Source organism: Taklimakanibacter albus (assembly GCF_016595235.1).
Lineage (GTDB): Bacteria > Pseudomonadota > Alphaproteobacteria > Rhizobiales > Aestuariivirgaceae > Taklimakanibacter > Taklimakanibacter albus.
In genome coordinates this window covers 1,753,923-1,780,319 of record NZ_JAENHL010000008.1, presented here as the reverse complement: position 1 = coordinate 1,780,319, position 26,397 = coordinate 1,753,923, and the positions used below count along the sequence as shown (strand labels likewise).

The window sequence follows — 26,397 nt, the reverse complement described above, 5'->3', positions numbered from 1 at the left end:
GGTGGCCATGCTCGCGCGCAGACTGGTCGGTGGCCTTGTCCTGGCGGCTGTTCTCTTGCTCGCACCGTCTTTGGCGACCGTCACACCGGCTAGCGCCGGCGATTATGGCGCATCGGCTGCCGGTGGCGACGGCGGACGCCTGGTGCGCATCGGTCTCAACAAATCCATCGTCATCAAGCTGCCGGGCCAGGCGCGCGACGTGCTGGTAGGCAATCCCGACATCGTCGATGCGGTGGTGCGCACCAAGAACACCGCCTATCTCTTTGCCCGCGCCGTCGGCCAGACCAACATCTTCTTCTTCGACGCCAGTGGACAGCAGATCCTGGCGCTCGATCTCGAAGTCGCGCAGGACATGACGGCGTTGCAGAAGCTGGTGCGCCGCACCATCCCGGGCTCGCGCATCGTGGTCGACACGATCGGCGAAAACGTCGTCTTGAGCGGCTCGGCTAAGAGTCCGGCAGAGGCCAAACTCGCTCTTGATCTTGCGGTCAGATATACCGGCGACGAGAAGAAAGTGATCTCCAGCATCAATGTGCGTGGCAGCGAGCAGGTCATGCTGAAGGTGCGTATTGCGGAAGTTCAGCGCAATGTGCTGAAGCAGTTCGGGATCGATACGACGGCGGTGTTCTCGATCGGCAAATTTGCTTTCAATCTCGCCAATGTCAATCCGTTCCCGACCCTGCCCATCAGTCCGCTTGGTGTCTATCAGGGCGGGTTCTCGAGCGGCGGCGACTCTATCGATGCCTTCGTCCGTGCCATGGAACGTGATGGTCTCTTGCGCACCTTGGCTGAGCCCACATTGACGGCGGTGTCGGGCGAGGCGGCGAATTTCCTCGCCGGCGGCGAGTTCCCGATTCCTGTCGGGCAGGAAGACAATAAGATCACGATCGAGTTCAAGAAATTCGGCGTCGGCCTGGGCTTCACGCCACTCGTCCTGTCGGAGGGGAGGATATCGCTCAAGATCAGCACCGAGGTCAGCGAAATCTCGAAGGACGTTTCGATTGTCTTGCAAGATATCACCATTCCGGGCCTGAGCGTGCGCCGCGCCGAGACAACCGTCGAACTGCCGAGCGGCGGGTCGATCGCGATGGCCGGCCTGATCAAGGATAGCGCGCGCGCCGATATCACCGGCACACCGGGACTCAAGGATCTTCCCATTCTGGGTGTCCTGTTCCGCAGCCGTGACTTCCAGCAGAATCAGACCGAGCTCGTCGTCATCGTGACGCCTTACATCGTCAATCCGGTGAATGAGCAGCAGCTCGCCATGCCGACCGACGGCCTATCCAACGCCACCGACACGCAAGGCATATTCTTCGGCCGTCTCAACCGGGTCTATGGCGCGGCAGGCAAGAAGCCTGACGGCGTCTATCACGGCAATGTCGGATACATCGTCGAGTGACGCAAAGTAGAGAGCTATGAACATGAACATGCTGATCTCGGTTGATGGATTTGTGAAAGCGCTGGCGCTCTCCGGGGTGGCACTGCTGGCCGTCGGATGCAAGAAGGACGGCCCGACCCTCGATGACCTCTATGCGCCGCAGGAGGCATATTACCAGCGCCACCCGATCGTCGTGACGAAGTCGGGCGCTCATGCCAGGGAATGTGGCAATTGGCCGAAGGACCTGACCCGCGACGCGCAAAACAATGAATATCAGAATTTCGGCTGCGCGCAGCAGAACAATATCGCCGCAATGGTCGCTAATCCGGAAGATCTGATCAGGCCGAGGATACCGACTCCGTCGGATCCGATGCGGCGCTCGAAGGTCATCGATAACTATAGGACCGGAGAAGCGACGTCGGCCGCAACTGAACAACAACAAGAGAAATCAAAGATCGCCGACGTCGCCAAGTGACGGGCAAGGATGCATACGATATGAACCAGGCTGTATTGAACACCGAGTATGACCCTCATCTCGCCTCGCCGGTCGTGGCATTGGTGCCCCATATCAATATCCGCGCCTTCTGCGAGGACCAGCGCACGATCCAGGCCGTCCAGGCCGCCGCCGCCGACCGGCGCATGGCACGTGCCCATGTCCAGATGCATATGGGCGGTGTCGGTGCTGCCGTTCAGACTTTCCAGAGCGAGCTGACCCCGAATGTCCTGATCGTCGAGACCGCCGGCAACCGCGACACGGTCCTGGCGGAGCTGGGGCACCTGGCGCAGGTCTGTGGGCCGGAAACCAAGGTCGTCGTCATCGGCCACTTGAACGACGTGCTGCTCTACCGCGAGCTGATGCGCCAAGGGGTGAGCGAATATATGGTGGCGCCGGTTCATCAGCTTCAGCTGATCGAAACGATCGCCGCGCTGTTCCACGACCCCCATGCGAAGCCGCTCGGCCGCATATTCGCCTTCGTCGGCTCGAAAGGGGGGGTGGGATCGAGCACGCTCGCGCACAATGTCGGCTGGTATCTGTCGCGCCATCTCGATACCGACACGGTCATTACCGATTTCGATCTGGCCTTCGGCACTGCCGGGCTCAATTTCAATCAGGAAACCTCTCAGGGCATTGCCGAGGCGCTGGGCCAGCCGGATCGCGTCGACCAGACACTGCTCGACCGTCTTCTGACCAAATGCGGCGACAAGCTGAGCCTGCTCGCCTCGCCCGGCGCTATCGATCGCGACGTTCATATCGACGCCTCCTCCGTCGAGGTTATTCTCAACACGGTCCGCCACAGCGTGCCCTGCGTGATCGTCGACGTGCCGAACATGTGGGCGCCGTGGATCAAATATACGCTGCTGGCGGCCGACGAGGTGGTCATCACCGCGACGCCGGAGCTGGCCAGCCTGCGCAACACTAAGAACATGGTCGACCTGCTCAAGCAGGCGCGCCCGAACGACCGCCCGCCGCGTCTGGTGATGAACCAGGTCGGGATCCCCAAGCGGCCGGAGATACCCGTCGCCGACTTTGCCAAGGCGATCGGCCTGGAGCCGACCTTGATCATTGCCCATGACGCGCAGACTTTCGGCACCGCGGCCAGCAACGGCCAGATGCTGGCCGAGGTCTCGGCCAAGGCCAAGGCCTCGGATGCCGTCGCGAGCCTGGCGCAGACACTCATCGGCCAGGAGAAACCGGTCAAGCCGACGAAGTTCTCGTTGCCCTTTGCCGGCATGCTGTCGAGGAAGAAGTAATGTTCGGCAAACGCGGCGATCAACCCCAAGTCCCGCAAGGCGGGATAAGGCCGCCTCATCCGGCGAACGGGCAGTTCACCCAAGCGGGCGCATCCTATCCGCCCATGCCGGATCTGAAAGTCCAGCCCGGCGCTGTGCCGCAGGCGCCACGCGCCGCGCCAACGCTGTCCCAGGCTCCTCGCGCCGGCCTGCCGCAGACCATCGCGCCGGCGGCACCGAAGCCGCTTGCCGGAGCTCCACCGCGCCGCTCGGACAATTATTACGACATCAAGTCGACGATCTTCAACGCGCTCATCGACGCCATCGATCTGACCCAGCTCAGCCAGCTCGATCGCGAAGGGGCACGCGACGAAATCCGCGACATCGTCAACGAGATCATCACGCTCAAGGACGTGGCGATGTCGATCGCCGAGCAGGAGGACCTGCTCGAGGACATCTGCAACGACGTGCTGGGCTACGGCCCCCTGGAGCCTCTCCTGGCACGTGACGACATCGCCGACGTCATGGTCAACGGCGCCAATACCTGCTTCATCGAAGTCGGCGGCAAAATGGAGAAGACCGGCGTCCGCTTCCGCGACAACGCCCAGTTGCTCAATATCTGCCAGCGCATCGTGAGCCAGGTCGGCCGCCGCGTCGACGAGGCTTCACCGATCTGCGACGCGCGCCTCGCCGACGGTTCGCGCGTCAATGTGATCGTGCCGCCTCTCGCCATCGATGGTCCGACCCTCACCATCCGCAAGTTCAAGAAGGACCGGCTCAAGCTTCCCGACCTGGTGAAATTCGGCACCATCACGCCGGAAGGCGCGACAATCCTGGAGATCATCGGACGGGTGCGCTGCAATATCCTGATCTCTGGTGGCACCGGCTCCGGCAAAACGACATTGCTCAATTGTCTCACCGGTTATATCGACCTGGATGAGCGCGTCATCACCTGCGAAGACGCCGCGGAGCTCCAGCTCCAGCAGCCGCATGTCGTCCGCCTCGAAACCCGGCCGCCCAATCTCGAGGGCGAGGGCGAGGTGACGATGCGCGATCTCGTCAAGAACTGCCTGCGTATGCGGCCCGAGCGGATCATCGTCGGCGAGGTCCGCGGACCCGAGGCCTTCGATCTTCTGCAGGCCATGAACACCGGCCATGACGGCTCGATGGGAACGCTGCACTCCAATAGCCCGCGCGAGGCCATTTCACGTCTCGAATCGATGATCACCATGGGCGGCTACGCTTTGCCGTCCAAGACGATCAAGGAGATGATCGTCGGCTCGATCGACGTCATCATCCAGGCCTCGCGCCTGCGCGACGGCTCGCGCCGCATCACCCACATCACCGAGGTTATCGGCATGGAGGGCGAGGTGATCATCACCCAGGATCTCTTCGTCTATGAGATCGTCGGTGAGGATGCGAACGGGCGCATCATGGGCCGGCATCGTTCGACCGGCATCGCCCGGCCGCATTTCTGGGATCGTGCCCGCTACTACAATGAAGAGAAACGCCTGGCAGACGCGCTTGAGCGCGCCGAGTCGCGCAATGATGGTCAAATCTAGGTTAGGGGCCGGCGTTAGGGAGTGCGTTGATGGAGTTGCCTGACGGTCTGCAGCAAATGGGCTTCCTCGCTCTGGTGGCGCTCGCCGTCGGCGGTCTTCTGCTGGCTGTCCTGTTTCCATATTTCTCCGGCGCCAAGCAGACGGAGAAGCGCGTCAAGTCGATAACGACCGATGCCAAGGCCCCGGCGCGCCAGGGCCTGCGCGCCCGTCTGATGACGGAGGATCCGAAGGATACCCGCCGCAAGCAGCTTCAGGAATCCCTGCAACAGCTCGAAATGCGCGAGCGCCAGCGCCGTCAGAAGCGGACCTTGCGCGTCATGCTCTCGCAGGCGGGAATAGAGAGCTCGCCCCGCGTCTTCTACGTGCTTTCTCTGATCGTTGGCGCACTGATCGGATTCGGCACGCTCGTCGCCGGCGTGCCGTGGTATGTGGCGCTCGTCGCCGGCATCGCCGGCGCCCTTGGGCTTCCGCGCTGGGTATTGAAGTTCCTGGTCAAACGCCGCCAGCAGATCTTCCTCAATGACTTCGCCGACGCCATCGACATCATGGTGCGCGGTCTCAAATCCGGCCTGCCGATCAACGATGCCATGAAGGTCATCGCCGGCGAAACGGCGCCGCCGGTCGGTCCTGAGTTCCTCGAGATCGTCGAGGGCCAGCGGGTCGGCATTGCCATCGATCAGGGCATCGAGCGCATGTATGAACGCATGCCGCTGGCGGAGGTGAACTTCCTCGGCATCGTCATGAACATCCAGTCGAAGACCGGCGGCAACCTTGCCGAAGCCTTGAACAACCTGTCGAAGGTCCTGCGCGACCGTAAGAAGATGAAGGGCAAGATCAAGGCGATGAGCCAGGAGGCCAAGGCCTCGGCGGCGATTATCGGCTCATTGCCGTTTTTCATCATGGGCGCGCTGACGGTGCTCAACCCGGCCTATCTGAATCCGCTCTGGGAAACGACCCTCGGCAATGTCCTGGTCATCGGTTCTGGATTCTGGATGCTGATGGGTGTGCTGATCATGCGCAAAATGATTAATTTCGATTTCTGACGAAGGGCTGTTGTCATGGATCTTGAATATTTCATGAAGCCCGAGGGACTGATCACTCTTCTCGTCGGTCTCTCCGCCTTCGCGACGATATTGACCATCGCCGCGCCCCTGCTGCAGGGCGACCAGATGAAGGCGCGCATGAAAGGCATTGCCACGGAGCGCGAACGGTTGCGTGCCGCGCATCGCGCCACCCTCTCCGAAGGTGCGCGTTTGCGCGATCGCGCCAAGCCAGGACTGATTTCGCAGCTCGTCGAGGGGCTCAACCTCAGGAAGGTCTTCGAGGCCGAGACGTCGCGCGAAAGCTTGCGTCAGGCCGGCTATCGCAGCGACAATCATCTGGTCTATTTCCTCGCCGCGCGGGCCGTCATGCCGATCGCTCTGGCGACGATCTTCTTCGTCTATTCGGTGCAGGTCTTCGGCGACAGCATTCCCTCGAATATGCGTTTCGCCGCGATGGCCATCGGCCTGGTCGCCGGTTTTTATCTGCCGAGCGTCTTTATCAGGAACAAGATCGGCCGGCGTCAGCTGTCGATCAAGCGGGCCTGGTCGGATGCGCTCGATCTGCTGCTGATCTGCGTCGAATCGGGGATGTCCATCGAGGCGGCCCTGCAGCGCGTGTCGCGCGAGATCGGCAGCCAGTCGGTGCCGCTGGCCGAAGAGCTGACTTTGACCTGTGCCGAGCTCTCCTATTTGCCCGATCGCCGCAAGGCCTTCGAAAATCTGGGCAAGCGCACCGGGCTGCCGATCGTCAAGTCGGTCGTGACCAGCCTCATCCAGTCGGAGCGCTATGGCACGCCGTTGGGCCAGGCCCTGCGTGTTCTGGCCCAGGAGAACCGCGACATGCGCATGGCAGAGGCCGAGAAGAAAGCCGCTGGCCTGCCGCCGAAGCTCACCGTGCCGATGATCCTGTTCTTCCTGCCGGTGATCTTTGTCGTGATTCTCGGGCCGTCGATGATCCTGGTGCTCGCGGCCAATAAATAGGTCGCGCGGTCAGCCCGCCGGCTTGTCGGTGAGCTGCTGCCAGGTATTGGGCTGCGCCAGCATCTTCTGCAGATAGGCCATGTTCTCCTCGACCTGATCGGCGGGAAGATCGGCGCTGGCGATCTGGCGCGCCTCCTCGAAGCGTCCCTGCAGTCCGACGACGAGCGCCAGATTTTGCCTAAGACGTGGTTCCTTCTGACCCGCCGGCGAGGCGGAAGCGTCCTTCAGGACCGTCTCGGCCTGTTTGAGATTACCCTCGAGAGCGTAGGACATTCCGAGATTGTTGAGCACCGCGGCATTGCCGGGCGAAAGCTTGAGAGCACGCTGATAATAATCGCGCGCTGGCACATATTTGCCCTGCTGGTCGAGGGTCGATCCCATGGCCGAATAGGCCTTCCAATCGCTGCTGCCGGCCTCAATCGCCTTGCTGAGGACCGTCTGCGCCTGGTCCGCTTGCCCGGCCTGGACGAGCTCGCGGCCATACACCGTCAGCAGTTTCTGATCATTGGGATGATATTGCGTGAGGGTTCCCAGCACCTGCAATTGCTGATCATTCTGGCCGAGCTTCTTCAGCTGATCGGCATAGGCAAGACCAAGCTGCAGATTCTTGGGGTCGGATTGCCAGCGCCCGCCGAGCTTGGCGGTTTCCTTGAGGGAGCCTGGCGATGTGCTGCCCGTGGTCAAGGGATCGACGCCATCGAGCCCGTCCTTCTTCTGGCAGGCGCCGAGCGCCAAAGCGGAGGTGACGAGAAGGGCGGCGAGACTGATGCGCCGCATGTGAGAGGATCGTGAGGGACCCGGCATTCGCCATACTCCGATATTTTATTGCGGCGATCGGGGAAGGTCCGGTATCCGCGCTTACACGCGCATTGTCGGAAACAGACATCAATAAACCATTAACCATGAGCGGGCTTTGCTTTAGCAGAACCCCGCCACACAGCTCGCCAAGGACATTCCATGCCAGAGACCTCGCTTCCGCTTCTGCCCGCCAATCGTGCCCAGGGCGCCATCCCCATTCTTCCGGTGACGCTCAAATCCTGGCCCGGCATCGAGCGCTCGCTCGACAAGGCCGCGCGGACATGGCTCAAGGCGTCGGGCTTCGTCGGCCAGCCAGGCCGGCATGCGCTGGTACCGGACAAGGCCGGCAATCTCCATCAGGTGTTCTACGGCATCGCCGAGACCGCGAAACCGGGCGAGGCCTTCGATTTCGCGCGGCTGGTGCGTGTCCTGCCGGATGCGGCCTATCGCATCGACGGCGAGCTGCCTGATCTGCGCGGCGCCGTCATGGGCTGGCTGCTCGAGACCTATCGTTTCGAGCGCTACCGCAAACCCTCCACACCGGCGCCGCGTCTGGTCTGCCCGTCGGAGCTCGACCGCGCCGCGTTGCTCACTGCCGCGGAAGCGCATTTCATGGTGCGCGATCTCGTCAACACGCCGTCCGCCGATATGGGCCCCGACGAGCTGGAGAAGGCAGCGCGTCAGGTGGCGTCGCGCCACCGCGCCAAGCTCCGCGTCATCGCGGGTGAGAAGCTGCGCCGTGACTTCCCGATGGTGCACACGGTCGGTCAGGCGAGTCCGCGCCGGCCGCGGCTCATCGATTTCACCTGGGGCCCGGCGCGCGCGCCGAAAGTGACGCTGGTCGGCAAGGGAGTGTGTTTCGATACCGGCGGCCTCGACATCAAGCCCGCTTCCGGCATGCTGACCATGAAGAAGGACATGGGGGGCGCCGCGAATGTGCTGGGCCTCGCCCAGATGATCATGGCGGCGCGGTTGAAGCTGCGCTTGCGCGTGCTCATTCCGGCGGTCGAGAACTCGATCGCGGGCAATGCCTTCCGGCCGGGCGATGTACTGACGAGCCGCAAGGGCATCAGGGTCGAGATCGGCAATACCGATGCGGAGGGCCGCCTGGTCCTGGGCGATGCGCTGGCGCTCGCCGATGAGGAAAGCCCCGATCTCCTGATCGACATGGCGACCTTGACCGGCGCCGCCCGCGTGGCGCTCGGACCCGACCTGCCGCCTTTCTACACCGACGACGAGGGACTGGCCGCCGATCTCGCCCGCCATGCCATGGCGGTGAACGATCCCATCTGGCGCATGCCGTTCTGGGCGCCTTATTACGCGCTGATCGAATCGAACATCGCCGAGCTCAACAATGCCGGGGAATCGGGCTTCGCCGGATCGGTCACCGCAGCTCTTTTCCTCAAACGTTTTGTCGAGCGGGCGCGCTCTTATGTCCATTTCGACATCTTCGCCTGGACGCCGGCCGCCAAGCCCGGCCGGCCCAAGGGGGGCGAGGCGCAGGCGATCCATGCGCTTTTCGGGGCGATCGCCGAGCGTTACGGGAAATAGGCCGGCGCCAAACAGGAGCTTGCAGCCTGTGCCGCACTGAGGCAGAATGAAACGGCTCCGTAACGATCCTCGGGCGGAGCAGTAGGTCGGTTTCATGAGCGTCACTCTATCGGCGGCGCAGGCTCTGCAGCTCTGGCATGACGTGCATCTGCATCTGGTTCGCGACGACGAGTCGGATCTTTCGATGCGGCAGATCACCTTGCTGCTCACCGTTTATCTGGAAGCGCCCCCGCATACGGTGCGCGACCTGGCGAAGAAGCTCGGCGTCTCCAAACCGGTGATCACCCGGGCGCTCGATTCGCTGGGCAAGCTCGAACTCCTGCAGCGCCGCCGCGACGAGGCCGACCGCCGCAATGTCCTCGTGCAGCGGACCGTGAAAGGTGTGCTCTATCTCGAGCGCCTGGCCGAAACGGTTGGCAAGCTCGCCAAGCAGGTCTAGATCGTCTTTTTATGAACAAGCTCGATCCGCGTCTCAATGCCATCCGCTCCGATCTCGCCGATGCCCGCCTGGGCGCCGCGGCGGGCTCTGCACGCCTCATCAATGGCGAGGCGCGCGTGGTGGCCGCACCGGTGCTGTCGCTGCACCGCGAGCCGCGCTTCGACGCGCGCATCGACACCCAGGCCTTGCTCGGTGAACGGGTGCGCGTCTTCGAGACGCGTGAAGGCTGGGCGTGGCTGCAGCTCGAGAAGGATGGTTATGTCGGTTATGCGGCGCTGGACGATCTGGCGCAGCCCACGGCGCCACCGACGCATCGGGTCGCCGTGCCGTCGACCTTCATGTTTCCCGCTCCCGACATCAAGGCGCAGCCGGTGGTGACGGTGACGCTCAATGCCGAAGTCGCGGTGCTGCGCGAGGATGAGCGCTTTGCCCATCTCGCCAATGGCCGCTTCATCATCGCCCGCCACCTGAAGCCGCTCGGCGATCACGAAGCGGATTTCGTCGCGGTGGCGGAGGCCTTTCGCCATGTGCCTTATCTGTGGGGCGGCAAGTCGGTGCTGGGCCTCGATTGCTCAGGCCTGGTCCAGCTCTCGCTCCAGGCGGCGGGCCGGATCGCGCCGCGCGATTCCGACATGCAGGAGAACGGGCTCGGTGACGCCTTGCCGATCGATGATTTCGACGGCCTGCGGCGTGGCGATCTCATCTTCTGGGACGGCCATGTCGGGATCATGGCCGATGGGCGCCATCTGCTGCATGCCAATGGCCATTTCATGCAAGTGACGCTCGAGCCTCTGGCCGATGCGGTCGAGCGCATCGCCAAGCGTTACGGCAAGATCACCGCGATCAAACGGCTTTAGGAGGCGGACGCATCGGCTTGTCTGAGAACCGCACGCACTTCTCGGGCCGATGCTCTAATACCCACGCTTGCGATCGACGATGTTTTCGACCGACAGGCCCTGCTGATGCCGGCGGATCTGGCGCAGCACATAGGCGGTGATCATCTCCGGATCTGAATCGGCTGCCGCATGCGGCGTCACCGTCACCTTGGGGTGGAGCCAGAACGGGCTCGACTCCGGAAGGGGCTCGGTGGCGAAGACGTCGAGCGAGGCGGCATGGAGCGCGCCCGAATCGAGCGCCGCCAGGATATCGCCTTCGACCTGCTGCTTGCCGCGCCCGGCATTGATGATGACGGGCGCGCCGAGCGGACCTTTGCGCGACAGCTTGGCGATGAGGTCGCGGTTGATGATCCCCGTCGTCTCCGGCGTATGCGGCAGAAGACACACGAGAATATCAGTTCGTTCCAGGAACGAATCGAATTCTTGCGGGCCGGCGAAACAGTCGATGCCCGGAATGGATTTGCGGCTGCGGCTCCAGCCGGCCACCTTGAAGCCGAGGAGCTTGAGCTTTTGCGCCGCATCGGTGCCCAGCACGCCGAGCCCCATCACGCCCACCGACACCGCCGAGGCGGAGCGTTCCGGGAAGGGCTCCCAGCGCCTGTGGCGCTGGTTCTCGTCATGCCGGCGCTGCTGGCGATGATGCAGCAGCACCTGCAACACGACATATTCGCTCATCCGCATGGTGAGGTCGGGCTCGGCGATGCGCGCCAGCGGCACGTCGTCGGGCAGTGTCGGGTCCTTCAATATGGCATCGACCCCGGCGCCCAGCGAGAAGATCAGTTTGAGATTGGGAAGGCTCTTCAGCACATTGGCGGGCGGCAGCCAGGCCATCGCATAGGTGATGTCCTCGAGCCTCCCGGCATCCGGCCATGTCCTGATGTCGAGATCGGGCGCCTGCCGGCGCATCGCGGTCGTCCATTCCTCGACCGGCCAGGAATTGATGAGATAGATGAGAGCCATGGTTATTGCTTGACGATCCCTGAGGGGGCCGTGCGCAGATGCAGCGCGGCGGCGATGAGGGCCTTGGTATAGTCGGTCTGCGGCTGATCGAAAATCTGCGCCGTCGGCCCATGCTCGACGGCCAGCCCGTTGCGCATCACGATCACTTCATTGGCAAGCGCGCGCACCACTTTGAGGTCGTGGCTGATGAACAGGTAAGCGAGATTATGCGTCTCCTGGATCTGGCGCAGGAGGTCGACGATCTGCGCCTGCACCGACATGTCGAGGGCGCTGGTCGGCTCGTCGAGGACGACGAATCTGGGCTGCAGCGCCAAGGCCCGCGCAATGGCGACGCGCTGGCGCTGGCCGCCTGAAAATTCATGCGGATAGCGCTCCATCGTGGAGGGATCTAGGCCGACCTCGCTGAGCGCCTGGGCGACGCGGTCGCGCCGTTCATCCGCGCTGAACGCCTTACCCTGTACGATGAGGCCCTCTTCGACGATCTGACGGATCGAGAGCCGGGGCGACAGCGACCCGTATGGGTCCTGGAACACGACCTGCATCTCCTTGCGCAGCGGCCGCATGCTGCGCGCATTGAAGCCGTCGATGCGCTGTCCGGCATAGGTGATCGGCCCTTCCGAGGCGATGAGGCGCAGGATCGCCAGGCCGAGCGTGGTTTTGCCGGAGCCCGATTCGCCGACGACGCCGAGCGTCTGGCCGGCTCTCACCGTCACGTCGACACCGTCGACCGCCTTGATATGGCCGACCACCTTGCGGAAGAAGCCGCGTTTGATCGGGAACCAGATTTTGAGCTTGTCGGCGGACACGACGACCGGCGCCGTCGTATCGCTTGTGGGCGGCTTGCCCTTGGGCTCGGCGGCGAGCAGCATCTTTGTGTAGGCATGCTGCGGATCGGTGAAGATCTTCTCCGTCTCGCCCGCTTCGACGATCTTGCCGCGCTGCATCACGCAGACCTTGTTCGCCATATGCCGGACGATGCCGAGATCATGGGTGATCAGAAGAAGCGCCATTTGGGTTTCGGCCTGGAGCTCCTTCAGGAGCTTCAGGATCTGCGCCTGCACCGTGACGTCGAGCGCCGTGGTCGGCTCGTCGGCGATGAGGAGGTCGGGATTGTTGGCGAGCGCCATGGCGATCATCACGCGCTGGCGCTGGCCGCCGGAGAGTTGATGCGGGAAATCCTGGAGCCGCGTCTCGGGATCGCGGATGCCGACCTTGGTGAGCAGGTCGATGATCCGGTTGCGCCGCGCCGCGCCGCCGAGATTCTGGTGCACTTCCAATATCTCACCGATCTGGCGCTCGACCGAGTGGAGCGGGTTGAGCGACGTCATCGGCTCCTGGAAGATCATCGAGATGTCGTTGCCGCGCACCTTGCGCAAGGTGTTCTCGTCGGCATGGAGCAGTTCCTGCCCCTTGAAGCGGATCTCGCCCGACGGATGCGACGCCGGCGGATAGGGCAGGAGCTTGGTCACCGACAGCGCCGAGACCGATTTGCCCGAGCCCGATTCACCGACCAGCGCCAGCGTCTCGCCTTTGTCGACACTGAAAGAGACATGGTCGACCGCGAGCGTCGTCCTGCCGCCCTGGGTGAAGGCGACCGAGAGATCTTTGACCTCGAGAAGGGGCGCGCTCATTGGAAGGTCTTTCTGGGGTCGAGCGCGTCGCGCACCGCCTCGCCGATGAAGACAAGGAGCGATAGCATGATGGCGAGCACCAGGAAGCCGGTGATGCCGAGCCACGGCGCCTGCAGATTCTGCTTGCCCTGGTTGAGAAGCTCGCCCAGCGACGGCGAGCCCGGCGGCAGGCCGAAGCCCAGATAATCGAGCGCCGTCAATGTCGTCACCGAGGAAGCGACGATGAACGGCATGAAGGTGACCGTCGAGACGAGCGCGTTGGGCAAAAGATGCTTGAACATGATCTTGGTGTTCGAGAGGCCGAGAGCGCGTGCCGCCCGCACATATTCGAGATTGCGTCCCCTGAGGAATTCCGCCCTGACGAGGCCCTCGAGCGCCGTCCAGGAGAACAGCACCAGGATGAACAGCAGGATCCAGAAGGTCGGTGCGATGAAGGCGGACAGGATGATGAGCAGGTAGAGGCTGGGGATCGCCGTCCAGATGTCGATGAAGCGCTGGAACAGAAGATCGGTCCAGCCGCCGAAATAGCCCTGCACCGCGCCGGCGGCGATGCCGATGATGGAAGAGATGCCGGCAAGGATCAGACCGAAGAACACCGATATGCGGAAGCCGTAGATGAGCCGGGCGATGACGTCGCGGCCCTGGTCGTCGGTGCCGAGCCAGTTGAGATTGCCGGCGACGCAGTTGGGATCCTGGGCCGCTAGCGGATATTTGGCGCACGCCTCCTCGCGGCTCATCTGGAAGGCGGGCTTCGACGGGGCGGGTGTCGGCAGCTCGTTATTGACCGAGTCATAGGTATAGCGCAGCGGCGGCCAGATCATCCAGCCATTGGCCTTGACCTCGTCCTGGATGAAGGGGTCGCGGAAGTCGGTGCGCGCCAGGAAGCCGCCGAACTTCTCCTCCGGATATTCGGTGAAGGTCGGGAACAGGAGTTCGCCCTTGTAGGAGGCGAGGATCGGGCGGTCATTGGCGAGGAGGGGCGCGAAGACGCTGATCACGAACAGCACGAGGAATATCCAGAACGACCAGTAGCCACGCTTGTTCACCCGAAACAGGTGCAGGCGCCGCTCGTTCAGTCCGGAGAGCTTGATCAATGGCATTGATTAGAGACTTCGGGAGTCGAAATCGATTCGGGGATCGACGAAGGTGTAGGTGAGATCGCTGATGAGCGCTATCAAAAGACCGACCACCGCCACGATGTAGACATTGGCGAAGAACACCGGATAGTCGCGATTGAGCGCGGCGGTATAGGTGAGAAGGCCGATGCCGTCGAGCGAGAAGATCTGCTCGATGAGGAGCGAGCCGGTGAAGAAGGCGCCGAGGAACGCGCCGGGAAAGCCGGCGATGACCAGCAGCATCGCATTGCGGAAGACATGGCCGTACAGCACGCGCCGTTCGGTGAGCCCCTTGGCCCTGGCGGTGACGACATATTGCTTGCGGATCTCGTCGAGGAAGGAGTTCTTGGTGAGCAGCGTCGTGGTGGCGAAGCCGCCGATGCCCATGGCGATGAGCGGCAGCACCAGATGCCAGGCATAGTCGGCGATCTTGCCGAAGAACGACAGGCTGGCGAAGTTGTCCGAGGTCAGGCCGCGCAAGGGGAACCAGGAGAAATAGCTGCCGCCGGCGAAGACGACGATCAGAAGGACGGCGAGAATGAAGCCCGGAATGGCGTAGCCGATGACGATCACGGCCGAAGTCCAGATGTCGAAATTGGTGCCGTCCTTCACCGCCTTGCGGATGCCCAAGGGTATGGACACGAAATTGGTGATGAGGAGCAGCCAGATGCCGAGCGAGATCGACACCGGCATCTTCTCGAGCATGAGATCGACCACCGGCCGGTCGCGGAAGTAGCTGTCGCCGAAATTGAAGGTGAGGTAGTTCTTCATCATCAGCACGAAGCGCTCGATCGGCGGCTTGTCGAAACCGAACTGGACTTCGAGCTTCTTGATGAATTCGGGATCGAGGCCCTGGGCGCCGCGATATTTGACGGCCATCCCGGCATCGCCGAAGGAGCCGGGCTCGGCGCTCCGGACCCCGCTGTCGCCGCCCTGGCCGCCGCCGAAGCGCGCCGTCGCATCGACGGCGGTGCCCTGGATCTGCGCGATGATGCGCTCGATCGGCCCGCCCGGCACGAATTGCACGATGGCGAAGGTCATCACCATGATCCCGAACAAGGTCGGGATCATGAGAAGCAAGCGTTTGATGATATAAGCGCCCATTCCTGCCGTCCTACGGCATCGGCCCGAAAGCCGCGCGCGGCGTTGCGGAGTTCCGATGCATGAAACTAGTTACCACGCCTCAATGTCTTCGCCTTCTCGGCATTGACCCACCAAGTATCGGTGATCCCTCTGTCATATTCGGGTTTGATTTGGGGCTTTTCGAAGATATCCCAGTGCACGATCCAGTGACTGGCCTTGCCCCAGTTCGGCACCCATACATGCTCAGCCCTGAGCACCCGGTCGAGGGCGCGTCCGGCATACATCAGCTCCTCGCGCGATTTCGCGGCAACCATCTTGTCGATGAGCCCGTCGACGGCGGGGAGTGCAATGCCGGAAAGATTGTAGCTGCCGATGGTCTTGGCGGCGTCCGAGCTGAACTGGGCCTTGAGCTCGTCGCCGGGCGTCTGGCCGCCGACCAGGCGCACGATATCGACATCGAAATCGAAATCCTTCATCCGCTGTTCCTGCTGGGCGGGATCGATGCCGCGCAACGTCGTATCGATGCCGAGCAGCCGCAGGTTCTTGGCATAGGGGGCGAGAATCCGCTCGCTGGTCGGGCCATCGATGAGGAATTCGACGGTGAACTTCTCACCCTTGGCATTCACGAGCAAGGTGCCTTCGCGCTTCCAGCCCGCTTCGGCGAGAAGTTGTGAAGCCTGCCTGAGGAGCTTGCGGTCCTGTCCCGAGCCGTCCGAGATGGGTGGGAGATAGGCGTCTTCGAAGACCTCCGGCCGGAGCTCCTTGCGGAACGGCTCCAGGATCTGGAGCTCTTCCGGTGAAGGTTTGCCTTTGGCCATCAGGGCCGAGTTCTCGAAGAAGCTCGTGGTGCGCTTATAAGAGCCGTAGAAGAGATTGGTGTTCATCCATTCAAAGTCGAAGGCAAGATCGAACGCCTTGCGCACGCGCACATCCTGGAATTTCTCGCGCCGCATGTTGAAATAGAGACCTTGCGCGCCGGATGGCGTATTGTCGGGCAGGACCTCCTTGATGAGGCGGCCTTCCTCTACCGATTTCGTGTTGTAGGCGGTGGCCCAGTCGCGCGAGGTGAATTCCTCGTGGAGATCGAGGACGCCGGCCTTCAGCGCTTCGACGACGGCGGTGCGGTCCTTGAAATATTCGTTGCGCACCTCGTCGAAATTGTAGCGGCCCTTGTTGACCGGCAGGTCGGCGCCCCAATAATCCGGACGCCGCACATAGGAAACATACTGACCGGTCTTGAAGCTGCCGATCTTGTAAGGCCCCGAGCCTAGCGGCGGATCGAGCGAGGTCTTGGTGAAGTCATGCGTCGCGTAATAGGCCTTGGAGAGGATCGGCAAGGCGGCGACGCTGAGCGGCAGGTCGCGCGTATTGTCGCCCTTGAACGAATAGCGGACCTCGTAGGGCGCCAGCACATCGCATTTCTCGATGTCGCGAATGGCGATGCGGATGCGTTCGTCGCCATAGTCCTTGATCAGCCGGAAGCTGTCGCACACGTCGTCGCCGGTGAGCTTCGATCCGTCGGAGAACCGGGCCTCTTCGCGCAATTGGAAGGTGACGCTCTTCTTGTCGGGGGCGAGATCGGCGGTCTTGGCGACGAGCCCATACATGGCATCGGGCTCGTCGGTGGCGCGCGCCATCAGCGTGTCGAACAGGAGCCCGATATTCTCGGGCCAGGTGCCCTTGAGGATGAAGCCGTTGAACGAATCGAACGTGTCGCGCGCCAGGATGCCCCGGCTGGCCAGCCTGCCGCCTTTCGGCGCGTCCGGATTCACATAGTCGAAATGCTTGAAATCAGGCGGATATTTGAGGTCGCCGAAGGCCGAAAGCCCGTGCCGGGGCTCGGCCTGCGCAGTGATGGAGAGAAGGCCGAGCGCCACGCAGGCGGTGAGCGCGATTCTCATTTATTGGCCGCCGTCTGCTTGGCTTTCTCTTCATCCCACCACCACAGCGATGGGAAGCCGACACTGTAGGGCGGGGTGGGATCGGGATAGCCGAAGCGGTTCCAATGCGGAAGCCACTGCTCGGCCCGGTAGAAGTCGGGCACCATGTAATAGTTCCACAACAGAACGCGGTCGAGCGCTTTGGTTGCGGCGATGAGCTCGGCGCGGTTATTGGCGAAGATGATGAGATCGATGATCTTGTCGACCACCGGATTCTTGATGCCGATCACATTGCGGCTGCCCTTCTGGTCGGCTGCCGCCGTTCCCCAGAATTCCCGCTGCTCGTTGCCGGGCGAAAGTGACTGGGCGAAGACCGAGGTGATCACGTCGAAATCGAATTCGCGGATCCGGTTCTGATATTGCGCCGAATCGACGGTGCGGATCGTGACCTGGATGCCGAGACGTTCGAGGCCCGGCTTGTAAGCGAGGTTCATGTCCTCGAAGGATGGATCGTCGAGCAGGAACTCCATCGTCATCCGCTCGCCGGTCGTGTCATTGGTGAGCGCGTTGCCCTTGATCGACCAGCCCGCCTCTTTCAGCAGCCCAACCGCCTTGCGCAGATTGTCGCGGATATTCTGCGGCGTGCCGTTGACGGGATTTTTGTACTCCGTCGTGAAGACTTCTTCCGGAATCTGGCCCTTGAATTGAGTGAGGATCTCCAGCTCGCGGCCCTGCGGCAGGCCGGTGGCGGAGAGCTCGGAATTCTGGAAGAAGCTCTGGGTGCGCTTGTTGTAGTCGCCGAAGGACAGCACCCGCATGCGGCCTTCGAAATCATAAGCGAGATTGAAGGCGTGGCGCACTCTGGGGTCGGCGAATTTGGCCCGCCTGGTATTGAAGACGAAGCCTTGCATCTGCTCGGCGTCCTTGGTGAAGAATGTCGCCTTGATGACATTGCCCTTCTTCACCGCCGGGAAATCATACTGGGTTTCCCATTCCTTAGTGCCGGCGCCGGTCCTGACATCGAGCTGGTCGCCCTTGAAGGCCTCGAAGATGACGCCGCGATCGCGGAAATAGATGATTTCGATCTCGTCGAAATTATCCTGGCCGACATTGACCGGCAGATTGACGCCCCAATAATCCTTGACCCGCTCGAACAGGATGGATTGCCCGGCCTTGAAGCTCTTGACGCGATAGGGACCGGAGCCGAGCGGCGGCTCGAGCGTCGTGTTATTGATGTCGCGCTGCTTGCCGGACGCGTCCTTGCCTTCCCAGTAATGCTTCGGCAGGGCATAGGTCTGGCCCATGATGCCGGGCAATTCGCGGTTGCCCTTGCTGTCGAAGACGAAGGTGACCTCGTTGGGCCCGGTCTGCTCGGCCTTCTGAACATTCTTGTAATAAGCCTGATAGAAGGGATGGGCGCCCTTGAGGAAGTCGAAGGCGAAGATGACGTCGGCGACGGTGAGAGGTTGGCCGTCCTGCCAGCGCGCCTCGGGACGCAGCCGGAAGATCACATAGGAATGATCCTCAGGCTGGTACATGCTTTCGGCTATCAGGCCATAGGCCGAGGTCACCTCGTCGAGGGCGGATGAGGTGAGCGTCTCGAAGACGGTGCCGGCATAGGCGGCGGGATCGCCCTTGATGATGAAAACGTTGAAATTATCGAAAGAGCCGGTGGTGCCGAGCCGGAGCCTGCCGCCTTTCGGCGCGTTGGGATTCACATAGTCGAAATGCTTGAAGTCGGCTGGATATTTGAGCTCGCCATAGATATTGTTGCCGTGGCTGAAAACCTTCTCCTGAGCCCTTGCCGGCTCGACCGAGAGTATCTTCAATCCGGAGACAGACCCCAATCCCAAGAGGGATGCCGTTTTAATAAGGCCACGCCGGGTTAGGATCATTGCTGACGGCACTCCGCTGATTTGGTTTCCCCGAAGATACGCATTCCTGGCCGGAAAGCAAAACCTCAGCACCCCGCGATAGCGGTTAAATCTTTGTGAGATTTGCGTTATTTCCGCGGCAAAACGAAAAGGCCGGCGTTTCCGTCGGCCTCTTGGGCAATAAGATCAATAAATTCAGCCGTTTACGGCGCCGGGAACGGCTTCGGGCTGTCCGAGAGCGTGCGCAGATAAGCGAGCAGGTCGGCGCGCGCCTGATCGCGCTTGATGCCGCCGAAAGTCATCTTGGTCTTCGGCGCAAAGCCCTTCGGGTTGGTGATGAACTTGTTCAGGTTCTCGAAGGTCCACTTGTCGCTGGCATGCTCTTTCATCGAATCCGAATAGGCGAAGCCCTCATGCGCGGCGATCGGGCGGTCGACCAGGTCCCAGAGATCCGGACCGGTCTTGTTCGGGCCGCCCTTTTCGAAGACATGGCAGGCGAGGCAGGCCTTGGCCTGCGCCTGGCCCTTCACGGGATCGGCCTTGGCGAGGAGGGTGCCCAGCGATTCGGTCGGCGTGGTTTCACCACCGCCGGTCCCGCCGCCAGTTTCGGCGACCTCGATGGCATAGCCCTGCTTTTCCGGCTTTTCCGCGTGATAGATCATGCTCTTGGCCTGGTTGAGGCCGAACACCACGAGCGCCGTGGCGAGGACCGCGCCGGCAATCTTATTGAATTCAAAACTGTTCATATTGGTAGGCCGGCTCCCCGGTTCCCTCTATTTCGCTATTCGCCGCGGAAACTAATTGGTTCTCGAATGGCTCGCAATACGTTAAAGCTCGCCTGACCAATTTGCCGCGCCCCGCCTTAAGCCCATGATCGAACACCAGAATACTATTGTCATTATCCCCGCCCGGATGGCCTCGACCAGGCTGCCCGGCAAACCTTTGGCCGATATCCATGGCGTCCCCATGATCGTCCATGTGTGGAAACGCGCCATCGAGGCCAATGTCGGCCAGGTCCTGGTGGCCTGCGCCGAGATGGAGATCGCGCGCGCCATCAAGGCGCATGGCGGCGACGCCATCGTGACCGAGCCGAGCCTCGCCTCGGGCTCGGACCGCATCTTGGCGGCGCTCGCCTTGCGCGACCCCGAGCGCCGTTACCGCTTCATCGTCAATCTGCAGGGCGATCTGCCCACCGTCACGCCCCTCGATGTGCAGCGCTGCCTGGGCGGCCTGGTCAACGAGACGATCGATATCTCGACCATCGCCGCCCCCATCACCGAGGAGGCCGATGTCGCCAATCCGAATATCGTCAAGGCGATCGCGCCGCTGACCGATGAGCGCGAGGTCGCCTTCGCGCGCGACTTCCAGCGCCTGCCGGGGCCTGAGTTCGGGCCCCGTTACTGGCATCACATCGGCATCTATGCCTATCGCCGCGAATCGCTCGAGCGTTTCGTCAAGCTGCCGCAGAGCGCGCGCGAGATCGAGCGTCGCCTCGAGCAGATGCGCGCCCTCGATAACGGCATGAGCATCGCGGTGGTGCGCGTGGACTCGGTACCGCTCGGCGTCGATACGCCGGCCGATCTCGAAGCGGCGCGCCAGATGCTGAAGGCAGGCCGTTTTTGAATTTTTAGGGACTGAATCAAGATGACATCCAAGATCGCCTATCAGGGCGAGCCCGGCGCCAATTCGCATATTGCCTGCCGTGAAGCCTATCCCGATCACGAGCCGGTGGCCTGCGGCACTTTCGAAGACGCCTTCGCCGCGGTGAAGGAAGGTGAAGTCGATCTCGCAATGATCCCGATCGACAATTCGGTGGCGGGCCGCGTCGCCGACATCCACCATCTTCTTCCCGCCTCCAATCTCTACATCGTCGGCGAGCACTTCCTGCGCGTCCATCACCAGTTGCTCCTGGTGCCGGGCGCCGATCCGCAAGGATTGACCTCCGTTCACAGCCATGTCCATGCGCTGGGCCAATGCCGCAAGGTGATCCGCGCGATGAAGCTGAAACCCGTTGTCGCCGCCGACACGGCGGGTGCGGCGCGCGAGCTCGCCGAGGCCAAGGACAAGAGCCGCGCGGCCATCGCCACCAAGCTTGCCGCCGAAATCTACGGTCTCGAAATCCTGAAGGAAAATGTCGAGGACGAGGAGCACAATACCACCCGTTTCATCGTGCTGTCGGCCACCCCGCATGACGCCGAGCCCGAAGACGCACCGGTGGTCACGAGCTTCGTGTTTCGTGTGCGCAACGTTCCCGCCGCTCTCTATAAGGCGATGGGCGGCTTCGCCACCAATGGCGTCAACATGACGAAGCTGGAATCATACCAGCTCGAAGGCCAGTTCTCGGCGACGCAGTTCTATGCCGATGTCGAGGGCCATCCGTCCGAGCGCAATGTCAGGCTGGCGCTCGAGGAGCTCGAATTCTTCACCTCGCATCTGCGCGTTCTGGGTGTCTACAAAGCGAGCCCGTACCGCGCCGAAATCGCGCGTCGCATGGCGAATTTCGGGAAGTAGCATCGGCCCGAAAAGTGCGCAGCGGTTTTCGGATAAGCCGATGCGCAAGACAAAACATCGGCCCGAAAAGCATGTGGCCGGGCTTGACCCGGCCATCCACGAAATGCGCGGGTGTTAGCTACTTCAGTGCGTCGATGAGAATTTTGTGGGCGATCGCCATTGGGGGCGGCACGCTTAAGGCATCGGCGTGGCGTTCATCGAGCATCGCCTGCGCTTCTGAACGCGAGAACCAGCGCGCCACTTCGATTTCCTTTTCATCGATCACGATGTCGCGATTGAGCGCTTCGCCGATGAGGCCGATCATCAGGCTCGATGGATAAGGCCAGGGCTGGCTCGCCACATAGCGGATGGCGCCGACGCGGATGCCGGTTTCCTCGAACACTTCGCGCCGCGCCGCTTCCTCGATCGTCTCGCCGGGCTCCATGAAGCCGGCGAGCGCCGAGAAGCGTCCCTCAGGCCATGAGCTTTGCCGGCCGAGCAGGACATCGTCGCCCGAGCGCACGATGATGATCACCACCGGGTCGGTGCGCGGAAAATGGTCGCTGGTGCAATGGGAACAATGGCGGCGATAGCCGCCGTCCTTCATTTCGAGCTCATGCCCGCAATTGGAGCAGTAGCGGCGGCGCTGATGCCAATGCAGCAGCGAGCGCGCCTGGGCCAGCATCGCCAGATCGCTGGCCGGGAGCTTGGCCTCGATGGCGAGGTTTCTGAGATCCTGTGCATTGTCGAGCGGCTCGACCGCTTCACCGGCGAAAACGGCATTGCCATGGGAATCTATGCCGAGGAAAATGGCGTCCCCGTCGACCGTCGTCTCGTAATGAAGGGCCCCCGCTTCGATGCGCACCTTGTCGCCATTGAGGCGGATGAGCCTTGCCGTCGGCTCGGCGCGCTTCCTGGCGACCCAGTCCGGCTCGCCACGAAAAACGGCGGCTCGGTCTAACGAGCCGCCGCAGAATCCTAGAGAACGGGAGCCGGTAGGCGCCCCCGTATCATTCGCCATTGGCGGCGCGCCGCGGGGCGGTCGTCTCGGCGGCTTCGCGCTCCTTCAGCATCCCGTCGACCACCGTGATGGTCTTTTCGAGATCGCTGATGGCATCTTCGAGTTCGAGGCGCTGCTTGCGGAGCGCTTCGAGCCGTTCGCGGAACTTGGTCGAGGATACGCGCAGCTGGGTCAGCTGGCCGTCGCGCAGATTGTAGAGATCGAGCATCTCCTTGATCTCTTCCAGCGAGAAACCGACCTTCTTGCCGCGCAGGATAAGCTGCAGACGGGCACGGTCACGATAGCTGAAGAGGCGGGTCCAACCACGCCGATCGGGGTGCAGGAGGCCTTTTTGCTCGTAAAAGCGCAATGTACGCGGGGTTACGTCGAACTCTCTGCAGAGTTCCGTAATGGAATAGGTTCGATCCCGATTCGACCGGTCAGCAACCGTCGACTGAGCCATTTTTGCTCTCCGTTCGTTTTTAGTGCCCTAAGGGGCGATTGCCGTCGCGTCTGAGTATATAGGCAGCGCGACGCGATTCATAACCCCCAGCGCCTTAAATTATGGATAGACAGCACAAGGCTGCCATAGGGGAACCGCATGGCTAACCATGGGTTGTCCCCTGGGTAGAGATGAAAAAAGGCGAAGGCGTGGCAACAAGCTTAACGGAAATTTTACCTAAAACATTAACTTTTAGGAGGAGTTAGGGGACGCAATCCGCCATGGGGGTCGAGACGCGGACCAATAAGGTAAAAACGGGCATGAAGCCGGGTATTCCGTGGAGCGTGAAGGGCATCGACAGCGAGGCGCGCGAGGCGGCCAAGCATGCCGCGCGCCGCTCCGGCATGACTTTGGGTGAATGGCTGAACACCGTCATTCGCGAGCAGGCCGACGACAACGAGCCGCAGCCTCAGCCGCAACAGCAACCACAGCGCCAGCCCCGCTCGCGCAATGCGATGCAGGACATACAGGACAAGCTCGACCACCTGTCCGACCAGCTGACCCGCATGGTACACCGCGAGCAGGACACCACCGCCGGGCGTTATTACGAGCGCGCCCGCCCGGTCCAGGACAATTCACTCGCCGACATATTGGCGCGCGTCGAGGCGAGCGAGCGCCAGACGGCCGAGAGTTTTGCCGAAGTCGGCGAACGCCTCGAAACGCTGGGCGACAAGCTCGCCAAGGATGCCGGACGTTTCCCGCAGAATCCCGAGGACGTGCCGGGCTACCGCTCGCTCGAGACGGCGGTGCGCAATATCGTCGATCATATCGAGGTCAGCGAACGCAAGACGCGCGAGACGCTGAAGGCGGTGCAGGAGCGTCTGCACGAGGTCGCCTATGCCGCGACCGCGCCCATCGACAGCGACCGTCTCCTGGCCGATGCTCCGGTCATCACCAGGCTCGAAAGCCGCCTTGCCGATCTGACCAGCCGGGTCACCGGCCATCAGGAGGTGGCGGAAGAGGATCTCCGCAAGCTGGTCCAGGGCGAATTCGGCAAGCTCACCCAGCGTCTCGATTCCGTGAAGCAGGCCTCCGAGGCGGCAGCCCAGCGGGCCCAAAGCCAGGCCGTGCAGCAGGTGCAGAAGGAGCAGCGCGATTTCGAAGATCGCATGCTCGACTTCCTGAAGCAGCAGCAGGCGGAGACGCAGCGCCAGGATGGCGACGACATGAGCCGGCTGCGCGCCGAGATGGAGAGTCTCGGCCAGCGCGTCGACGATCTCAAGGCGGAAGCCGCCTCGGAGCATGATCTGCGCTCCTTGCGCGTGGTGATCGAGCAGCTCTCGGCCCGGGTCGCACAGGGGCCCGATCTCAGGCCGCTCGCCGATCTCGACCGGCGCCTCACCGAAATCTCCAAATGGCTGGAGCAGGGCCGCGGCGATCAGGTCGGCAATCAGATCGCCGATCTCGAGCAGCGCGTCTTCGATCTCGACAACCGCATCGCTCAGGCGATGCAGCAGGATCAGTCGGCGCAGGCCTGGGCCAATGTCGAGCGTGAATTCGCCGGCGTCTCCGACCGTCTCGCCCATACCGAGCAGCAGCTCCAGCACATCCAGACGCTCGAGCAGTCGATCAATCAGCTCTATCAGAGCATGGAGCAGAATCAGGGCTGGGCCCGCGACATGGCCGAGGACGCCGCCAATCGCATGGCGAGCCGCCTCATGCAGGAATGGCCGGCGCGCGCCGCTCAGGCCGAGCCGTCGCCCGAATTGCAGGCGCTCGAAAATGCCCTGGTCACGGTCAGGACCAATTACGAAACCGCCGACCAGCGCAACCAGGAAACACTGGGCGCCTTGCATGAAACGCTCGAGCAGATCGTCAACAAGCTGACCGAGCTCGAGGATCTGCGTGGCGAGCCTGCCCCGGTCGCGGCCGAGCAGGTTGCGGCCTTCGTGGCGCCCGAGCCTGAAATATCCGCCGAGCCCGCGCCATCGCAGGCCTGGCCCGAGATCAAGATCGAAGCGGCGCCCGAACTCTATCGGCCGCTCGACCCGCCGCCGGCTACCGGCCAGGCAGAGCCCACGCAAGCCTCCATCCAGGCCGACATGATCGCCGCCGCGCGCCGTGCCGCTCAGGCTGCCTCGTCGCAGCAGACGTCGGATCTCTCGGCCGGGGGTTTCCTCGGCCGTAAGAGAGCGGCCGAAACTTCTGCCGAGAAGAAGCCCTCGCGCTTCTCTTTGCGCTTCCGCCGGAAAGATAAACCGGCCCAGCCGAAAGGCGCGATGCCCGCTATGGCGGCATCGGCCAAGCTCGAGGCGACGCCGGCCGCCAAGCCTGCCGATACCGGCAAACGGCGGCGTCTGATCCTGATCGGCATTCTGCTCCTCGCCGCCGCCTCGGCCTTTGCCTACAACACGCTGAGCAAGCCGTCCGCCACGCCGCCCGCTGCCGAGCAGCCGAAGACCGGTGACGCGACCAACTTCGAGCATCTGAACAAGACGCTCGCCAAGTCTGACGCCATGTTCGGCACCGGCATCTTCGCGAGCTCGTTGCCGGGAACCGCGAAGACGGCGGCTGCCGAGATCGCCATCACCGACGCCGATGCCTTGCCGGCCGGTATCGGCACCGAGGCGCTGCGTCAGGCCGCGCTCGACGGCGATGCGCGCGCCGCTTTCATCGTCGCCACCCGTTTCGCCGACGGCAAGAATGTGCCGCAGGACCGGGCCGCCGCGGCGCGCTGGTTTGCCGTGGCTGCGGCCAAGGGCCTCGCCCCGGCGCAATATCGGATGGGCGCCATTCTCGAACGCGGCACCGGTGTTCCGATCGACATCGAGAAAGCGCGCCAATGGTATGAGCGCGCCGCCGCCGCCGGTAATGTCCGCGCCATGCACAATGCCGCCGTGCTCCTCGCCAATGTGCGCAGCCCCAAGGACAGTTATGAGAAGGCGGCCCGTCTGTTCGTCGAAGCCGCCAGCCACAATCTGAAGGACAGCCAATTCAATATCGCGCTCCTTTATGAGCGGGGCCTCGGCGTCGGCCAGGATCTAGGCGAGGCCCTGTTCTGGTACACGCTGGCGGCCCGTCAGGATGATGCCGATGCGGCCGCCAAGGCCAAGACGCTCGAGAACACCTTGCCGAAGCAGGTGACCCAGCAGGTCAAGGCGCGCCTCGCCGCCTTCGTGCCGAAGCGGGATATCGATGCGGCCAATGTCGTGGCGGTGTCCAACCCCGATTGGCAGGACCGTCCGGTCGCGGCGCCGGCGAAATACGACCTGCCGATCGTGGGCGCGGCGGTTGCCGCCGAGACGAGCGGGGACAATCAGATTCTCGAGGCGCAGCAGCTTCTCAACCGTCTCGGCTTCGATGCCGGCGATGAGAACGGCGCCATGAACACCCGCACCAAGAACTCGATCCGCCTGTTCGAACTGCAATCGGGCATGCGGCTCAGCGGTGAAGTGACGCCGGATCTGCTGGTCAAGCTCAGAGCCAAGCTCGGGTGACGGCCGCGTACCGGGCATTCATGCCCGGTTTCCGCCGGAATGCGGG

22 protein-coding genes are annotated in these 26,397 nt (G+C 62.7%); 12 read left to right on the top strand and 10 right to left on the bottom strand.

Features of this window, described 5'->3' with window-relative positions; translation table 11 throughout:
- Window positions 1–7 precede the first annotated feature (7 nt).
- The 6 genes from JHL16_RS31395 to JHL16_RS31370 are packed head-to-tail and all read left to right on the top strand — an operon-like array spanning window position 8 to window position 6,695.
- Window positions 8–1,399, top strand: a complete 1,392-nt coding sequence (locus JHL16_RS31395) for a type II and III secretion system protein family protein (RefSeq protein ID WP_246771225.1) — start codon at window positions 8–10, stop codon at window positions 1,397–1,399.
- A 22-nt stretch (window positions 1,400–1,421) separates the two neighbouring features.
- Window positions 1,422–1,853: a CpaD family pilus assembly lipoprotein gene (locus JHL16_RS31390; RefSeq protein WP_246771224.1), complete on the top strand. Its 432-nt coding sequence runs from the start codon at window positions 1,422–1,424 to the stop codon at window positions 1,851–1,853.
- Window positions 1,854–1,873: 20 nt separating this feature from the next.
- A complete protein-coding gene (locus JHL16_RS31385; RefSeq protein WP_200188791.1) occupies window positions 1,874–3,130 on the top strand; it encodes a CpaE/TadZ family protein in 1,257 nt (418 codons plus the stop codon).
- Window positions 3,130–4,671 (top strand): TadA family conjugal transfer-associated ATPase, encoded by a 1,542-nt coding sequence (locus tag JHL16_RS31380; protein WP_420884576.1) that lies wholly within the window; start codon window positions 3,130–3,132, stop codon window positions 4,669–4,671. The genes JHL16_RS31385 and JHL16_RS31380 overlap by 1 nt, the downstream gene beginning before the upstream one ends.
- A gap of 29 nt (window positions 4,672–4,700) precedes the next feature.
- The gene (locus JHL16_RS31375) at window positions 4,701–5,714 is read left to right on the top strand and encodes a type II secretion system F family protein (RefSeq protein WP_246771223.1); all 1,014 of its coding nucleotides are present in this window, start codon (window positions 4,701–4,703) and stop codon (window positions 5,712–5,714) included.
- Window positions 5,715–5,729: 15 nt separating this feature from the next.
- Complete coding sequence (locus JHL16_RS31370) at window positions 5,730–6,695, top strand: type II secretion system F family protein (RefSeq protein ID WP_200188790.1); 966 nt, start codon at window positions 5,730–5,732, stop codon at window positions 6,693–6,695.
- A 9-nt stretch (window positions 6,696–6,704) separates the two neighbouring features.
- On the opposite strand, the gene JHL16_RS31365 is transcribed toward JHL16_RS31370, so the two are convergent.
- Entirely contained in the window at window positions 6,705–7,472 is a 768-nt protein-coding gene (locus tag JHL16_RS31365) for a tetratricopeptide repeat protein (RefSeq protein ID WP_200188789.1), read from the bottom strand.
- A gap of 180 nt (window positions 7,473–7,652) precedes the next feature.
- Here JHL16_RS31365 and JHL16_RS31360 point away from each other — a divergent pair, with 180 nt between their 5' ends.
- From JHL16_RS31360 to JHL16_RS31350, 3 genes are all read left to right on the top strand, one after another.
- Window positions 7,653–9,044, top strand: a complete 1,392-nt coding sequence (locus JHL16_RS31360; RefSeq protein WP_200188788.1) for a leucyl aminopeptidase family protein — start codon at window positions 7,653–7,655, stop codon at window positions 9,042–9,044.
- Window positions 9,045–9,138: 94 nt separating this feature from the next.
- The gene (locus tag JHL16_RS31355) at window positions 9,139–9,483 is read left to right on the top strand and encodes a MarR family transcriptional regulator (RefSeq protein ID WP_200188787.1); all 345 of its coding nucleotides are present in this window, start codon (window positions 9,139–9,141) and stop codon (window positions 9,481–9,483) included.
- Window positions 9,484–9,494: 11 nt separating this feature from the next.
- On the top strand, window positions 9,495–10,340 hold the full coding sequence (locus JHL16_RS31350) for a C40 family peptidase (protein ID WP_200188786.1): 846 nt from the start codon (window positions 9,495–9,497) through the stop codon (window positions 10,338–10,340).
- A 54-nt stretch (window positions 10,341–10,394) separates the two neighbouring features.
- Here JHL16_RS31350 and JHL16_RS31345 read toward each other — a convergent pair whose 3' ends face one another.
- From JHL16_RS31345 to JHL16_RS31315, 7 genes are all read right to left on the bottom strand, one after another.
- Window positions 10,395–11,339, bottom strand: a complete 945-nt coding sequence (locus JHL16_RS31345) for a 2-hydroxyacid dehydrogenase (protein ID WP_200188785.1) — start codon at window positions 11,337–11,339, stop codon at window positions 10,395–10,397.
- A 2-nt stretch (window positions 11,340–11,341) separates the two neighbouring features.
- On the bottom strand, window positions 11,342–12,970 hold the full coding sequence (locus JHL16_RS31340) for an ABC transporter ATP-binding protein (protein WP_200188784.1): 1,629 nt from the start codon (window positions 12,968–12,970) through the stop codon (window positions 11,342–11,344).
- The gene (locus JHL16_RS31335; protein WP_200188783.1) at window positions 12,967–14,070 is read right to left on the bottom strand and encodes an ABC transporter permease; all 1,104 of its coding nucleotides are present in this window, start codon (window positions 14,068–14,070) and stop codon (window positions 12,967–12,969) included. The genes JHL16_RS31340 and JHL16_RS31335 overlap by 4 nt, the downstream gene beginning before the upstream one ends.
- 3 nt (window positions 14,071–14,073) lie before the next feature.
- On the bottom strand, window positions 14,074–15,189 hold the full coding sequence (locus JHL16_RS31330) for a microcin C ABC transporter permease YejB (RefSeq protein WP_200188782.1): 1,116 nt from the start codon (window positions 15,187–15,189) through the stop codon (window positions 14,074–14,076).
- A 65-nt stretch (window positions 15,190–15,254) separates the two neighbouring features.
- Window positions 15,255–17,069 (bottom strand): extracellular solute-binding protein, encoded by a 1,815-nt coding sequence (locus tag JHL16_RS31325; RefSeq protein ID WP_200188781.1) that lies wholly within the window; start codon window positions 17,067–17,069, stop codon window positions 15,255–15,257.
- Window positions 17,066–18,943: an extracellular solute-binding protein gene (locus tag JHL16_RS31320; RefSeq protein ID WP_200188780.1), complete on the bottom strand. Its 1,878-nt coding sequence runs from the start codon at window positions 18,941–18,943 to the stop codon at window positions 17,066–17,068. Before JHL16_RS31320 ends, JHL16_RS31325 begins: the two co-directional genes overlap by 4 nt.
- Window positions 18,944–19,125: 182 nt before the next feature.
- The gene (locus tag JHL16_RS31315; protein ID WP_200188779.1) at window positions 19,126–19,668 is read right to left on the bottom strand and encodes a c-type cytochrome; all 543 of its coding nucleotides are present in this window, start codon (window positions 19,666–19,668) and stop codon (window positions 19,126–19,128) included.
- A gap of 124 nt (window positions 19,669–19,792) precedes the next feature.
- Here JHL16_RS31315 and JHL16_RS31310 point away from each other — a divergent pair, with 124 nt between their 5' ends.
- Window positions 19,793–20,545, top strand: a complete 753-nt coding sequence (locus tag JHL16_RS31310) for a 3-deoxy-manno-octulosonate cytidylyltransferase (protein ID WP_200188778.1) — start codon at window positions 19,793–19,795, stop codon at window positions 20,543–20,545.
- Window positions 20,546–20,566: 21 nt separating this feature from the next.
- Window positions 20,567–21,433 carry a prephenate dehydratase gene (locus JHL16_RS31305; protein WP_200188777.1) on the top strand — a complete coding sequence of 289 codons (867 nt, stop codon included), beginning with the start codon at window positions 20,567–20,569 and terminating at the stop codon, window positions 21,431–21,433.
- A 118-nt stretch (window positions 21,434–21,551) separates the two neighbouring features.
- On the opposite strand, the gene nudC is transcribed toward JHL16_RS31305, so the two are convergent.
- Window positions 21,552–22,433, bottom strand: a complete 882-nt coding sequence (gene nudC / locus JHL16_RS31300; protein WP_200188776.1) for an NAD(+) diphosphatase — start codon at window positions 22,431–22,433, stop codon at window positions 21,552–21,554.
- On the bottom strand, window positions 22,423–22,875 hold the full coding sequence (locus tag JHL16_RS31295; RefSeq protein ID WP_137854483.1) for a MerR family transcriptional regulator: 453 nt from the start codon (window positions 22,873–22,875) through the stop codon (window positions 22,423–22,425). The genes nudC and JHL16_RS31295 overlap by 11 nt, the downstream gene beginning before the upstream one ends.
- A gap of 299 nt (window positions 22,876–23,174) precedes the next feature.
- On the opposite strand from JHL16_RS31295, the gene JHL16_RS31290 reads away from it, so the two are divergent.
- Complete coding sequence (locus JHL16_RS31290; RefSeq protein WP_200188775.1) at window positions 23,175–26,351, top strand: SEL1-like repeat protein; 3,177 nt, start codon at window positions 23,175–23,177, stop codon at window positions 26,349–26,351.
- Window positions 26,352–26,397: the final 46 nt, after the last annotated feature.